The organism is Halobacillus sp. ABD4_316, assembly GCF_056161385.1.
In genome coordinates, this window is record NZ_JBSWZA010000001.1 from 196767 (window position 1) to 210425 (window position 13659).

The window sequence follows — 13659 nt, forward strand, 5'->3', positions numbered from 1 at the left end:
GACCGCTGCTTTCTTTATAGGACAAGACCGGGGCGGCATAGAAAAAGGAGGAAGCTATATGACGCTTGTGTTATGGATAGCAGGAGGCTTATTCGTGTCAGGACTGTGCTTGAATAAGATATTGAAGAATGTTCTAGTTTTATGGATCTCTGCTATCGGAATCGGCTCCGCTTGCGGAGCCGTTATTTCTTCGGGTATTCCGGGACCGCTCCTGCTGGCCTCCTATGGGATGATCTTTCTTGCCGGAGCGGGGGTGTCAGGCGGGATTCGTTCCGCAGTCGATTGGACAAAAAGGGAAAGCGGATGATTCATGCGCCGGGGCGTCCACAGGTATAGTTTTCTATAATATAGCAGATACTTGTAACTACGATCTGTTGTTTATAGAAAGGAGCGTCCTGATGCAGGAGAAGTATTTGATCTACTATCAGGCAAAATCTGGTGTAGTCAAACGTGTTCCCGTGTTTGCTGCTCACCGGGAACAAGCCCGGGAAAGCCATTTGAGAAAGTTTCCTGAAACTAAAATTACACACATCCGATTACTTTAGAAAAGAGACGAATAGCATCCGTCTCTTTTTTTTATGGGTGGTGAAGGGAATAAAAGGGAACACAACAAGGAACAAAAGGACTAGACAGGAGGGATTGGATAATGACGAAGGATGAAGAGATGATTCAGCGGGCGCTTATCATAGCCCGCCGTTCTAAAAAACAAGGAAATGCGCCGTTTGGTGCCCTTCTCGTGAAAGAGGGTGCTGTAATCATGGAGGAAGGAAACCAGGTGCATACAAACAGCGATCCCACCCATCATGCAGAGCTTGCCTTAATCAGGCGTTTCTGCCGGGAAACAGGGGGGACAGACTTGAGTGACTATACGTTGTACACAAGCTGTGAGCCGTGCGTCATGTGCGCCGGTGCTATCGTGTTTTCCAGCGTCCGCCGGGTGGTATACAGCGTTTCAAATAAGCAGATGGCTGAGAAGACAGGCTCGGGAATCATGGTGCCCTGTCATGACGTTTTCAAAAACAGCCCCCATCAACCATCGGTGAAAGGGAACGTGTTGAATCGGGAAGGAATAGAGCTTTTTAGTTGAAAACCGCTGGAAAATCCAGCGGTTTTTTGCATCCCTTTTTGTCGAACACCGGCTGTTTTGCCGAGGAATCGAGGGATTCTGCGGTTTGAAATAATATTTCATAGTTCGTTTTCCTTCTTGAAATTATTCCTTTTTATTGGTAAAGTTATGAGAAAATTAGAAATATTAACACATAATGACTAGGGAGGAAAGAACTGTATGAAGCTGTATCTTTCTGTCGACATGGAGGGAATTACTGGGGTTCCCGATCACACCTTTGTCGATTCGTCCAAACACAATTATGAACGCGCTAGAAAAATCATGACACAGGAAACGAATCATGTGATTGAAGAAGCATTTCGAAATGGGGCCACTGAGATTCTCGTCAACGACAGTCATTCTAAAATGAATAACCTGCTTATTGATGAAATCCATCCGGATGTGTCGCTTATTACCGGAAGTGCGAAACCTTATTCAATGGTTCAGGGACTTGATGCGGGCTTTGACGGCGCGGTGTTTATCGGCTATCACGCAAGAGCGGCCCAAAAAGGGGTGCTTTCCCATTCCATGACGTTTGGAGTGCGTCACTTTTTCATTAACGACAAACCCGTTGGAGAACTGGGGTTCAATGCTTTGATGGCCGGCTACTACGGCGTGCCTGTCCTGATGGTGGCTGGTGATGATTGTGCAGCAGCTGAAGCCGAAGACCTGGTGCCGAACATCGTGACGGCACCTGTGAAAGAGACCATCTCCCGTACAGCCGTGAAAAGCCTCACACCGAAAAAAGCCGGTGAGCTTCTCCGGGAGCGAACCGCACTTGCCATAAATAGACGGGGGGAAATAAAGCCGCTCACGACAGCAGCACACCCTGAGCTGAAAATTGAATTCATGAACTATGGACAGGCAGAATGGGCCCATTTGATGCCGGGAACCACACTTGAACCAGGTTCAACAACGGTTCATTTTAAGTCCGTCGATCTACTGGAAGCCTACCAGGCGATGCTCGTCATGACAGAACTTGCGATGCAGGCGACATCAAGCTGAGGGGAGGAAAAACGATTGGTTACATACATAGTGAAACGTTTGGTTTACATGGTTGTTACCGTTTTTATTATCGCTACGTTAACATTCTTCCTGATGAACTTGATTCCAGGATCACCGTTTAACGAAGAAAGGACCACTAATGCAGCGGTTCAGCAGAATCTGGAGGAGCATTACCACTTGAATGAACCGCTCGCTGTCCAGTATGTGCTTTATTTAAAATCCATCATCACTCTTGATTTTGGTCCTTCGATCAAGCAGCCGACCGAAACGGTGAATTCTCTGCTTGGCCGTGGTTTTCCTATCTCAGCTGAACTCGGAATCTGGACGGTTCTGATCGCGCTGGTATCCGGGGTGGCTCTCGGAGTGTTTGCGGCTTTAAAACATAACCATCTGATTGATTACATGGCCATGACTATCGCCGTTCTCGGCATTTCCATTCCAAACTTTGTCCTGGCTACCATGCTAATCCAACAGCTGGCTGTACAGCTGGAATGGCTTCCGGCAGCGACCTGGAGTTCTCCTGCTCATATGGTTCTCCCTGTACTCGCCCTTGCGACAGGGCCGATGGCGATTATCGCCAGGCTGACACGATCGAGCATGTTGGAAACCTTGACCCAGGACTACATAAAAACAGCCCGTGCCAAAGGGCTTTCTCCCTATAAGGTCGTTGTGAAACATGCATTGAAAAATGCCTTGATGCCGGTCGTGACCATTATGGGGACCCTCCTTGCAGGAATTTTAACAGGCACTTTTGTTATCGAAAAAATCTTCGCTATTCCAGGTATGGGCAAATATTTCGTAGAAGGGATCAACCAGAGGGACTATCCAGTCATTATGGGAACGACCGTATTTTACAGCGCTTTTCTCGTATTCATGCTGTTCCTTGTTGATATTGCCTATGGCTTTTTAGACCCGCGCATCAAACTTCATAAGGAAGGGGGGAGCAGCTGATATGTCTGCTTTAAAAGAAAAGCAACGGGATGATTCCCATTCATCGATTCCGGATGAGTGGTTCCGGCCAAAAGAGAAAAACATCGATGAGGCTGAGTCTGTGGTCCGTCCTTCCCTTTCATACTGGGAAGATGCCTGGCGCAGGCTCCGCCAGAACAAATTAGCCATGGCAGGGTTTGTTTTCCTCATTCTGCTTGCCGTCATGGCGGTGATCGGCCCATGGATTTCCCCGTATACCGTGTCCGAAGCTTCCCTGGCTGATCAAAACCAGCCCCCGTCTCTCAGTCACTGGTTTGGGACGGATGAACTCGGCCGTGATGTGTTTACAAGAACGTGGTATGGAGCGAGAATTTCTTTGTTTGTCGGTTTGATGGCCGCCCTGATTGATTTCTTTATCGGAGTCGTTTATGGAGGGATCTCCGGTTATAAAGGCGGCCGTACGGACAATGTGATGATGCGAATCATTGAAATATTGTACGGCCTTCCTTACCTGCTCGTTGTCATTCTTCTGTTAGTCGTTATGGGGCCGAGCCTTTTGACCATCATTATTGCTCTTACAGTAACCGGATGGGTGGGGATGGCAAGGATTGTCCGTGGGCAGGTGCTGCAGTTGAAGCACAACGAATTTGTGATGGCTTCGCAGTCCTTTGGTGCCAAAACGAAACGGATCATCCAGAAGAATCTGCTGCCTAATACGATGGGGCCCATCATTGTACAAATGACGCTGACCGTTCCGACGGCGATATTCGCCGAAGCCTTTTTAAGTTTTCTCGGTCTCGGCATCCAATCTCCCTATGCCAGCTGGGGAGTCATGGCGAACGATGCCCTCGGCGTCATTTTGTCGGGGGACTGGTGGCGGCTGTTTTTCCCGGCCTTCTTTATTTCAGCAACGATGTTTGCATTTAATGTGCTCGGGGACGGGCTGCAGGATGCGCTCGACCCACGCTTAAGGAGGTGAGGATGTTGAACAAGATTCTTGAAATTCATGACCTGCATATCTCCTTTAAGACGTTCGGAGGAGAAGTGCAGGCGGTGCGCGGAGTCAATCTCGACTTGTACGAAGGAGAGACGCTTGCAATTGTCGGAGAATCCGGCTGTGGAAAAAGTGTAACAGCCTCAAGCATTATGCGCTTAATCCCGACCCCTCCGGGACAGATCAAAGAGGGAAGCATTCTCTTTAAGGGAAAGGACATGACGAAACTGTCCGACAAGAAAATGAGAGGGATCCGTGGTGTCGACATATCGATGATCTTCCAGGATCCGATGACAGCCTTGAACCCGACGTTGACTGTCGGTGATCAGCTTACAGAAGGGCTCAGACAGCACCGGCGTGTGACGAAAAAAGAAGCGGAAGGCCAGGCTGTGGACATGTTGAACCTCGTCGGCATTCCGAATCCTGATGAACGGATGAAGCAGTATCCGTACCAGTTTTCCGGCGGAATGCGGCAGCGGATTGTCATTGCTATGGCTCTTATATGTGAACCGGAGCTCTTGATAGCCGATGAACCGACGACTGCCCTTGACGTAACGATTCAGGCGCAGATTCTCCAGCTGTTTAACAAAATTCAAAAGGAAACCGGAGTCTCGATCATCCTGATCACACACGATTTGGGTGTGGTTGCGAAAGTGGCGGACCGGATCGCGGTCATGTACGCAGGGAAAGTCGTCGAAACAGGTACAAGGCGGGAGATCTTTTATGAGCCGCAGCATCCCTATACAAAAGGGCTTCTGCATTCCGTTCCCCGTCTGGACCAAAAAGGAGAAAAGCTGATTCCGATTGACGGTACGCCTCCGGATTTGTTTTCACCACCGGAAGGCTGTCCATTTACCGCCCGGTGTCCGGCTGCTATGGAAGTGTGCAGCAGGATTTATCCATATCCAACGGTCCGCAGCGAAACCCATGAGGTGGACTGCTGGCTTCAAGATGAGCGGGCGGAGAAATACTCAGCAACCATTCAATCATGATCAAAGAGAGGGGTAGTACGATGAAAAAGTGGCTGCATGTTTTATGGGGGATTGCAATTATTGCTGTGCTGGCGGCCTGTACAGCCAACAGTTCCAGTGAAGAGGACAATGCGGAAGGGGAGCAGGCAGAATCAGGAGACACTAAAACATTACTGCTCAATAATGGGGAAGAGCCGACGTCCTTTGACCCTCCGATGGGATTTGATTCCGTTTCCTGGAACGCTTTGAACAACCTGATGGAAGGAATGACCCGGCTCGGGAAGGATCATCAGCCTGAGCCTGCAGCGGCAGAGGAGTGGGAAGTTTCTGAAGATGGTAAGGTTTACACGTTTATGATTCGTGAGGATGCTAAATGGTCCAATGGTGACGACTTAACAGCAGGAGATTTTGAATTTGCCTGGAAACGTCTTTTGGATCCTGAAACGGCCTCTCCGGCTGCGTTTCTCGGCTATTTCATTGAAGGTGGAGAAGCGTTTAACAATGGTGATGAATCAAAAGAAGATGTGATGGTCGAGGCCGTAAGCGAGAAGGAGCTGAAAGTGACCCTCTCCTCACCAACCGGTTACTTCCTGAATATTATCTCCAACCCGGCGTTCTTCCCGATTCATGAAAGTGTGGCGGAAGAAAATGCCGAATGGTATGCGGAAGCGGACAGCTTTGTAGGAAACGGACCGTTTACGTTGGACGAGTGGAAGCATGACAGTGAAATGACGTTTAAGAAAAATGAAAACTATTGGGACAAGGATACAGTCAAGCTGGATGAAGTTCACTGGGCCATGGTCAATGATACCAACACAGAATACCAGATGTATGAAAGTGGGGAACTGGACACGACGAACATCCCGGCTGATATGTCCGAAGAGCTGATGGAACATGAACAGCTGAAAGTTCAAGACCAGGCGGGCACCTATTTTTATCGTTTTAATGTAAACGAAGAGCCGTTCCAGAACAAGAAAATCAGACAGGCGCTTGCGATGGCTGTCAATCAGCAGGACATCGTCGATTATGTAACGAAAAACAAAGAAGAACCTGCTTACGGATTCGTTTCCTATGGATTCGAAGGCCCTTCCGGGGAAGATTTCCGTGAACAGAATGGAAACCTTGTAGAGTTCAACGCTGAAGAGGCGCAAAAGCTGCTGGAGGAAGGGATGAAGGAAGAAGGCTATGAAGAACTGCCTCCAATCACTCTTTCCTATAATACAAGTGAGTCACATAAAAAGGTTGCGGAAACGATCCAGCAGATGTTCAAGGAAAACCTGGATGTTGACGTCACCCTGGAAAATGCAGAGTGGAACGTATTCCTCCAGAATCAAAAAGATTTGAAGCACCAGTTGTCACGCAGCTCCTTTATCGCCGACTATGCCGATCCGATCAACTTCCTGGAAAGTTTCGTCACCGATTCATCCATGAACCGGACGGGCTGGTCCAATGACGAGTATGATCAATTCATTGAACAGGCGAAAAATGAAACCGATGAAACGAAGCGGTGGGAGCATATGTATGAAGCAGAGAAGATTTTATTTGAAGAGATGCCGATCTTCCCGATCCATTTCTACAACTTCGTTCTGCTCGAAAAAGAAGGCATATCCGATGTCATCCGTCATCCTGTCGGCTATCTGGAATTGAAATGGGCAGATAAGGAGTAACAACCAAAGGGGCACCCGGCTGAGCCGGGCTTGCCTCTTCTCTATGGAGGAGTCTATGCAGAAACCAAACCGATTACAAAAAGGAGATACGGTTGGAGTGATTGCTCCAGCCAGCCCTCCGGATCTAACGAATTTAACAAATGCGCTGCCGTTCCTGCATTCGCTGGGATTGAACGTTATGATCGGACCAAACGTTAAGCGGACATACGGCTACTTGGCTGGCACAGACCGTGAACGACTGAACGACCTGCATCAGATGTTCAGAGATCCAGCCATTAAAGGGATTTTCTGTGCCGGAGGGGGGTATGGGACCAGTCGTCTGGCTGCTTCCATCGATTACAGCATGATCCGCAGAAACCCCAAAGTATTCTGGGGCTACAGCGATATTACTTTTTTACATACCGCCATCCAGCGTCAGGCAGGTCTTGTCACATTTCACGGACCGATGTTGAGCTCGGATGTCGGGAAGCCCGGCTTTGATGATCGTTCAAAACAGCGGTTTACCCAGCTGTTTCATCCGGAGACATTTACGTACACCAATAAGACATCACCGTTACAAGTAATCTGTAAGGGGACGGCTTCGGGCAGACTTGTGGGGGGAAACCTTTCCCTTCTTGTCAACTCCATCGGTTCCCCTTATGAAATCGATACGAAGAACCGGCTTCTGTTGATCGAGGATGTCGGTGAGGAACCTTACCGGATTGATTCTTTCTTAAGTCAATTAAAGCTTGCAGGTAAACTCGACGACGCTTCCGGTATCGTCGTTGGTGATTTCAGTGAGACCGATCCTAAAAAGAAAAAAGAAACGATCGAAGTTCAGGAAGTATTCCATCATTATTTTGCTGATTTTCAAAAACCGGTCCTGTCAGGATTTAGAATCGGTCATTGTCTGCCTCACTATGCTGTGCCTCTCGGGGTGGAGGCGGAGCTGTGCAGCAACGCGGAATATTTGAGGATTGCCGCAGGTGTTCAATAACGAAAGGGGGGGGGAAAGCGATGAAAATCCAGTCCGTAGAAACAATGAGGGTGGCCGTTCCACTACACAAACCATTTATAACCGCTCTTCGTACGGTGACCGTCGCCGAATCGATCTATGTGAAAATTGAATTTGATAATGGTCTGACAGGCTGCGGGGAAGCCCCGCCCACCCATGTCATCACAGGGGAATCGCTCGGAGGTATTGAGCACACGATCAAGGAGATTTTGACACCGGTGTTAATTGGCTCCGACATATTGCAGAGAGAAGCTGTATTTGAGTCTCTCCATAGGAGCTGTGTAGGAAACACCAGTGCCAAAGCAGCCGTCGATATGGCATTGTATGATGGGCTTTCTCAAGCTGCCGGACTCCCTCTTTATCAATTTCTTGGAGGGTGGACGGACCAATTGGAAACGGATTATACCGTCAGTGTCCATACACCAGAGGAAATGGCGGAGGACGCTGACGCCTATATCCAGCGAGGATTCCGCGTCTTGAAAGTGAAAGTTGGTAAAGACAGTATCCACCATGACATTGAACGCATACAAGCCATTCATCAAAGAATAGGAAAAAAAGCTGCCATACGACTTGACGCTAATCAAGCGTGGACAGCAAAAGAAGCTGTCTACGCGATCCGTGAGATGGAAAACAGGAAGCTTCCGATCGAACTGGTGGAGCAGCCGGTCAAAGCGGGAGACATTGATGGACTTAAGATGGTGACCGATGCAGTAAGTACGGTAATTATGGCTGATGAGAGTGTGTTTTCTCCAGAAGATGCGATACGTATTTTGAAAACAGGAAGCGCAGATATGATTAATATTAAATTGATGAAAAGCGGAGGGATTCACCAGGCCTTGAAAATCAATGCGGCTGCTGAAAGTTTCGGCGTCCCGTGCATGGTGGGGAGTATGATTGAAACGAAACTCGGCATTACCGCAGCGGCCCATTTTGCTGCCAGTCAGAAGAACGTAACGAAAGTAGATTTCGATGCTCCTCTCATGCTTACCGCAGACCCTGTTGAAGGAGGCGTGCATTACAATCAGGCGGTTATGACTCTACCAAAAACTCCGGGTCTCGGCGTTTCCAGGCTCTCTTTAAAGAATACCGGGATTTCATAAAAGGAGGAAGACCATGACAAAGAAACCAACAATCGAAACAGTCTGGGTGGTGGCCGTTCCAGTAGCCACGGTCTGGACGGCACCAGACTCCCCGAGAGACTGTGATGAAGCAGGGCTGTCAGCGGTCAGTTCGATGTCCGAATGGCTGAACCAGCTCGATCATAAACAGAAACTTGCACTCTGCGATGACAATCTCGTTCAATCCCAGCTTTTATACGGCGAAGAAGTGATCGTCGATGACATGAAGGACGGGTGGGCACGGATTATTATTCCGCATCAGGCTTCGAAAAAAGATGCCCGGGGATATCCCGGCTACATACCTGAAAGGCAGCTCAGTGCTCTGGCGGATTCCAAATGGCAGGGAAATGGCATGCTCGTTGTCCATGATAAACAGACGATGCTTCTGGATGAAAAACGCCAGCCGTTCCTGGAGCTCAGTTATCTGACCTCTCTTCCGGTCATTCAAGAGGAGGGCGTGCTGATCAAGGTCCGTACCCCTCATGGAGAAGGCTATGTATATGCAGAGGCTGTATCGGTTTACCCTTCTGGTGAAGCGGTCCCGAAAGGCAGTGGAGCAGCCATTATAGAATCAGCAGAAACCTTCCTTGATCTGCCTTATTTCTGGGGAGGGATGAGTGCATATGGGTTTGACTGCTCAGGTTTCGCTTATGCACTGCACAAAGCTCATGGCTACATCATTCCGCGTGACGCCACTGATCAAGTGACCAAAGGAGTGGAAGTACCGATCGATCAAAAGCAGCCTGGCGATCTGTTGTTTTTTGCCTATGATCAAGGTCAGGGGCGTGTCCACCATGTCGGGTTCTATTATGGGGACGGAAAAATGCTTCACTCTCCGAACATAGGGAAGAGCATTGAAATCATTGAGCTGAACGACACGATCTATGAAAAAGAACTGTGTGCGGTACGAAGATACTGGGAAGAAGCGGAGGAGGCAGGATGACGATGGAAAAAGTATTGGAAGTCAAACAATTGAAAAAGCACTTTGACATCGGCAGAAACAAATCGTTGAAAGCTGTGGACGGCATCAGCTTTGATGTATATGAAGGGGAGACGTTCGGCCTTGTCGGGGAGTCCGGGTGCGGCAAATCGACCACAGGCCGGACGATGATGAACCTGTATTCCGCCACAGATGGAGAGGTTCTATATAAAGGGAAAAGTGTTCATGATCGTAGTGAACAAGAGCAGTTCCACTTGAAAAGAGAGATGCAGATGATCTTTCAGGATCCTTATGCTTCTTTAAACCCAAGATCCACGGTCGCGGAAATCATTGCGGAACCCATGGAAATTCACAAGCTCTTCCGAACAAAGCGGGAGCGGATGGAACGGGTGTATGAACTGCTTGAAGAAGTCGGGTTGAACCGTGATCATGCCAATCGATATCCACACGAGTTCAGCGGCGGACAGCGGCAGCGGATCGGGATTGCCCGCGCTCTTGCTCTTGATCCATCCGTCATTATTGCTGACGAACCTATTTCTGCGCTCGACGTTTCTGTCCAGGCTCAGGTGGTCAACCTGTTGGAGAGGCTGCAGGAGGAGAAGGGGCTCACGTATTTGTTTATTGCCCACGACTTGTCTATGGTGCAGCATATATCGGACCGCATCGGGGTGATGTATTTAGGTCACCTCGTCGAGCTGACAACCAGTGATCAGCTTTATAAAAAACCCCTCCATCCTTATACAAAAGCGCTGTTGTCTGCGATTCCAATTCCTGACCCGGATTTGGAAGATGAGCGCGAACAAATGATTATTGAAGGGGAAATTCCCAGTCCGATCGATCCTCCAAGCGGGTGTGTGTTCCGGACAAGGTGCCCCGCAGCGATGGACCGTTGCGCAGAGGAAGTTCCAAAATGGCAGGAGGTTGAAAGTGGACACTATGCAGCCTGTCATTTGTATAACGAAGACGATCCGTCAGGGAAGGATTTACGGAGCCGATCAATCTCCCTTTCCTGATGCATTTCCTATTTTTTTTGAAACGATTGGCTGCTTTTTTCGTATAGACAGAAGAAGGAGGCAGCCTGATGAAAAAGTATCTGATTTTTATAAGTAGTTTTATCGTTCTTTATTTTTTCTATGAATATCTCTCTGGTATAATTTTGACGATCCAATATGACCCTGGGACAGGCGGAGCTGGCAGTGGTCCATCCCATCTGTTGATCCTGGTCGTGGTGGCCACCGTATCCTATTTCCTATCTTGTCTGCCAAAAAGAAAACAGGCATAAACTTACATAATAAAAGAGGCTGCCGGATTTCCGGCAGCCTCTTTTTGCAGGTGTGGCATTCATTCGATATGGACAATTTTTCCGATGATTTGATTAGCTACGTTTTCTCCACTGAGAACGACCATCGGGGAACCACCACCAGGATGGGTGCTGCCGCCACAGAACCATAAGCCTTTCAAGTCCTGGGATTTGTTGAACGGCCTCATAAAGGCCTGACTCCTGCTGTTGGAGGAAGGGCCGTAAAGCGAACCACGATAGGCTCCGAATGTCACTTCAATTTCCTCCGGTCCGATGACCTTTTCATATACAAGATGATCACTGATGGGGATGTCGGCCTTTTTCAGCTTCTCATAGATCAGCGCTTTGTAATGGTCCTTATTCTGCGGATGCCCGCCAACGGCTGGAGCATTGACGAGAATAAAACAATTATCCCCTTTAGGAGAAACATCAGGATCTGATTTTGCTGACGTACAGATATAAATCGTCGGATCGTCGGCATACCTTCCACGGGACAGCTGCCGGAACTCTTTTTTGTAATCACCCGAAAAGAGCAGATGATGGTGGTGCAGCTGGGGAAGATAGGTATCCAGTCCTGCCATGATCACAAAAGCGGAAATGGAAGGATCATAGGAAGCGAGCTTCCCGTCACTCATTTTTTTCCTTTCCTTCTGATCGATGAGGTCCGGGACTGCCTGGAGCAGATCGCCGTTTACGATGACATGATCGGCTTCAAAGAAATCGCCATCCTCTGTTTCGACGCCTACGGCACTTCCTTGATACGTATGGATTTTTGATACGGGGGTGCCGCTGTAGAGATGGACGCCGGCAGCTTCTGCTGCTTGAACGAAGGCTTCCGCAATTTTCGTATTGCCGCCTTTCACATAATACACCCCCTCATTCCATTCAAGGTGGGCAATCATACTGAATGTGGCCGGAGCTTGATAAGGATTGGATCCGATATACGTCGAGTACCGGTTCAAGGCCTTAATGATATCAGGATTGGTAAAGTACTGTCTGAAAAAATGATCCATCGATTGGAGCGGGCGTACCTTCATCATGCTCTTCATAAGGGCGGGAGACAGATAATCCTTCCATCCGTTGAATGTTCTGTGCAGAAAATGCTCCCGGGACATATGGTAGAGCCGCTCGATCTCCTTCAGAAACGGTTCATAAGCCTGGTACCCTTCAGGATCAAGCTGCTTCAGCTGTTTTTTCATAACATCCTGATCGGTGGAAAAATCAAAGGTCGTGCCATTCGGAAAGACATTTCTCGTATGAGTGTCAATCTTTTCAAAGTCGAGAAGATGGGGGGAGAGTCCAGCTTTCGACAGCACTCTTGTGAATACATCCGGCATTGTCATAGTATTGGGGCCAAAGTCGAAGTGATAGCCTTCTTCGTCTACGGCCATCATTTTGCCTCCAAAATGGCTGTTCTTTTCAAACAATTTCACATCTACGCCTTCACTGGCCAGGTGGACCGCAGCGGAAAGACCGCCGAGTCCACCCCCGATAATGACTGCTTTCATTGATACGACCTGCCTTTCCATTGATAAGTACGTCCTCGTTTATGTACAAGCATGGATGCCCACATCATCGCAATCAGCAGCACTCCTGCTACTGGCATGAGAAACGACAGCCACAAGGGGTGTCCTGTCCGTGCATCCACATACATTTTGAACGTAATCAGCAATACATAGGGAAGCAGCAGGTAAAAGGCTCCCGTGAAGACACCGAAAACGGCGAGGCCCCCTGGGAGTATAAAAAGGATGGCATACAACACGGTTAGGAAAACGACCATCCATGTGGAACGTCCGATGCCGGTGTATAGATTCTTCTTAAATCCTGCCCACGTTTCTTTGTTCGACTCGTACATATACGACAGAGCGGATGATGTAATATTGGCAAGGATCATGCGGTAACCGTTCTTTTTCACTTCACGAGCGAGATGAACATCTTCTACAAGCGAATCCTTTACCGATTCATGACCTCCGACCGCCTGATAAGCCGACCGTTTAATCATAATAAAAATGCCGCAGGCTGCTGTAAACATCGGCTTTGTCGTGCGGTTGGCCATAAAAAGTGGAAGGTGAAGCAACACGACCATATGCTGAAGCGGCACAAGCATATGGCTGAGAAAATGATGATTCGGGTAATACGGAAATCCGCTGAGCATAGAAGCTTTTCTTTTGTTCATTGTTCCCAATGTTTGCTGTATCACGGATGGGGCGACACGGGCATCTGCATCCAGGAAAAACAGGTAGTCGCCCCCTGCTTTTTCTGAAAGCTGGTGGCAGGCATGAACTTTCCCGTTCCATCCATCCGGCAGCTCTTTCCCCTGCAGAATCGTAAACCGGGCATCCTCCGCTGTGAGAGAGAGTAGTTTTTCATAGGTACCATCCTCGGAATGGTCATCAAGAAGAAGCATCTCAAGATTTGGATAGGTGAGTGATGATAGCGAGTGGATCAAGCCCTCCACGTTATCCACTTCATTCCGGAGGGGGACGAGCAGGGAAACTTTTTGATCCGCCTCTTCGTGTTTACCTGCCCGCAAAGGATATAGGAATAAACTGTTAACCATTGTCCATACGTTCATAACGACTAAAAGAAGGACAAAGATAAAAAACCATAGCAATGACGGCAGCCTCCTTTCTGT

14 protein-coding genes are annotated in these 13659 nt (G+C 48.5%); 12 read left to right on the plus strand and 2 right to left on the minus strand.

Annotated features, from left to right (window positions below):
- Positions 1 to 58: 58 nt before the first annotated feature.
- From ACXAJH_RS01150 to ACXAJH_RS01205, 12 genes are all read left to right on the plus strand, one after another.
- Positions 59 to 307 (plus strand): hypothetical protein, encoded by a 249-nt coding sequence (locus tag ACXAJH_RS01150; protein WP_474992884.1) that lies wholly within the window; start codon positions 59 to 61, stop codon positions 305 to 307.
- A 339-nt stretch (positions 308 to 646) separates the two neighbouring features.
- On the plus strand, positions 647 to 1087 hold the full coding sequence (locus ACXAJH_RS01155) for a nucleoside deaminase (RefSeq protein WP_474971565.1): 441 nt from the start codon (positions 647 to 649) through the stop codon (positions 1085 to 1087).
- 198 nt (positions 1088 to 1285) lie between these two features.
- Entirely contained in the window at positions 1286 to 2110 is an 825-nt protein-coding gene (locus tag ACXAJH_RS01160; RefSeq protein ID WP_474971564.1) for a M55 family metallopeptidase, read from the plus strand.
- Positions 2111 to 2125: 15 nt separating this feature from the next.
- The gene (locus tag ACXAJH_RS01165; protein ID WP_474968323.1) at positions 2126 to 3061 is read left to right on the plus strand and encodes an ABC transporter permease; all 936 of its coding nucleotides are present in this window, start codon (positions 2126 to 2128) and stop codon (positions 3059 to 3061) included.
- A 1-nt stretch (position 3062) separates the two neighbouring features.
- On the plus strand, positions 3063 to 4019 hold the full coding sequence (locus ACXAJH_RS01170) for an ABC transporter permease (protein WP_474971563.1): 957 nt from the start codon (positions 3063 to 3065) through the stop codon (positions 4017 to 4019).
- 5 nt (positions 4020 to 4024) lie between these two features.
- Positions 4025 to 5026 (plus strand): ABC transporter ATP-binding protein, encoded by a 1002-nt coding sequence (locus ACXAJH_RS01175; RefSeq protein WP_474970379.1) that lies wholly within the window; start codon positions 4025 to 4027, stop codon positions 5024 to 5026.
- A gap of 20 nt (positions 5027 to 5046) precedes the next feature.
- Entirely contained in the window at positions 5047 to 6672 is a 1626-nt protein-coding gene (locus ACXAJH_RS01180; RefSeq protein WP_474992886.1) for a peptide ABC transporter substrate-binding protein, read from the plus strand.
- Positions 6673 to 6727: 55 nt separating this feature from the next.
- Positions 6728 to 7648, plus strand: a complete 921-nt coding sequence (locus tag ACXAJH_RS01185; protein WP_474992888.1) for a S66 peptidase family protein — start codon at positions 6728 to 6730, stop codon at positions 7646 to 7648.
- A gap of 20 nt (positions 7649 to 7668) precedes the next feature.
- Entirely contained in the window at positions 7669 to 8766 is a 1098-nt protein-coding gene (locus tag ACXAJH_RS01190; RefSeq protein WP_474968327.1) for a dipeptide epimerase, read from the plus strand.
- Positions 8767 to 8779: 13 nt separating this feature from the next.
- Positions 8780 to 9727, plus strand: coding sequence for a C40 family peptidase (locus tag ACXAJH_RS01195; RefSeq protein WP_474992889.1), 948 nt, complete (start codon positions 8780 to 8782; stop codon positions 9725 to 9727).
- Positions 9724 to 10737, plus strand: coding sequence for an ABC transporter ATP-binding protein (locus ACXAJH_RS01200; RefSeq protein WP_474968329.1), 1014 nt, complete (start codon positions 9724 to 9726; stop codon positions 10735 to 10737). Before ACXAJH_RS01195 ends, ACXAJH_RS01200 begins: the two co-directional genes overlap by 4 nt.
- Positions 10738 to 10805: 68 nt before the next feature.
- A complete protein-coding gene (locus ACXAJH_RS01205; protein ID WP_474968330.1) occupies positions 10806 to 11006 on the plus strand; it encodes a hypothetical protein in 201 nt (66 codons plus the stop codon).
- A 59-nt stretch (positions 11007 to 11065) separates the two neighbouring features.
- Here ACXAJH_RS01205 and ACXAJH_RS01210 read toward each other — a convergent pair whose 3' ends face one another.
- Entirely contained in the window at positions 11066 to 12532 is a 1467-nt protein-coding gene (locus ACXAJH_RS01210; RefSeq protein WP_474992891.1) for a phytoene desaturase family protein, read from the minus strand.
- Complete coding sequence (locus ACXAJH_RS01215) at positions 12529 to 13638, minus strand: glycosyltransferase family 2 protein (protein WP_474992893.1); 1110 nt, start codon at positions 13636 to 13638, stop codon at positions 12529 to 12531. Before ACXAJH_RS01215 ends, ACXAJH_RS01210 begins: the two co-directional genes overlap by 4 nt.
- Between the last annotated feature and the right edge of the window lie 21 nt (positions 13639 to 13659).

What these genes read in the sequence shown, in the direction of transcription:
- ACXAJH_RS01150 (WP_474992884.1), top strand. Translation starts at nt 59, where the DNA reads ATGACGCTTGTGTTATGGATAGCAGGAGGCTTATTCGTGTCAGGACTG.
- ACXAJH_RS01155 (WP_474971565.1), top strand. Translation starts at nt 647, where the DNA reads ATGACGAAGGATGAAGAGATGATTCAGCGGGCGCTTATCATAGCCCGC.
- ACXAJH_RS01160 (WP_474971564.1), top strand. Translation starts at nt 1,286, where the DNA reads ATGAAGCTGTATCTTTCTGTCGACATGGAGGGAATTACTGGGGTTCCC.
- ACXAJH_RS01170 (WP_474971563.1), top strand. Translation starts at nt 3,063, where the DNA reads ATGTCTGCTTTAAAAGAAAAGCAACGGGATGATTCCCATTCATCGATT.
- ACXAJH_RS01180 (WP_474992886.1), top strand. Translation starts at nt 5,047, where the DNA reads ATGAAAAAGTGGCTGCATGTTTTATGGGGGATTGCAATTATTGCTGTG.
- ACXAJH_RS01185 (WP_474992888.1), top strand. Translation starts at nt 6,728, where the DNA reads ATGCAGAAACCAAACCGATTACAAAAAGGAGATACGGTTGGAGTGATT.
- ACXAJH_RS01190 (WP_474968327.1), top strand. Translation starts at nt 7,669, where the DNA reads ATGAAAATCCAGTCCGTAGAAACAATGAGGGTGGCCGTTCCACTACAC.
- ACXAJH_RS01195 (WP_474992889.1), top strand. Translation starts at nt 8,780, where the DNA reads ATGACAAAGAAACCAACAATCGAAACAGTCTGGGTGGTGGCCGTTCCA.
- ACXAJH_RS01200 (WP_474968329.1), top strand. Translation starts at nt 9,724, where the DNA reads ATGACGATGGAAAAAGTATTGGAAGTCAAACAATTGAAAAAGCACTTT.
- ACXAJH_RS01205 (WP_474968330.1), top strand. Translation starts at nt 10,806, where the DNA reads ATGAAAAAGTATCTGATTTTTATAAGTAGTTTTATCGTTCTTTATTTT.
- ACXAJH_RS01210 (WP_474992891.1), bottom strand. Translation starts at nt 12,532, where the DNA reads ATGAAAGCAGTCATTATCGGGGGTGGACTCGGCGGTCTTTCCGCTGCG.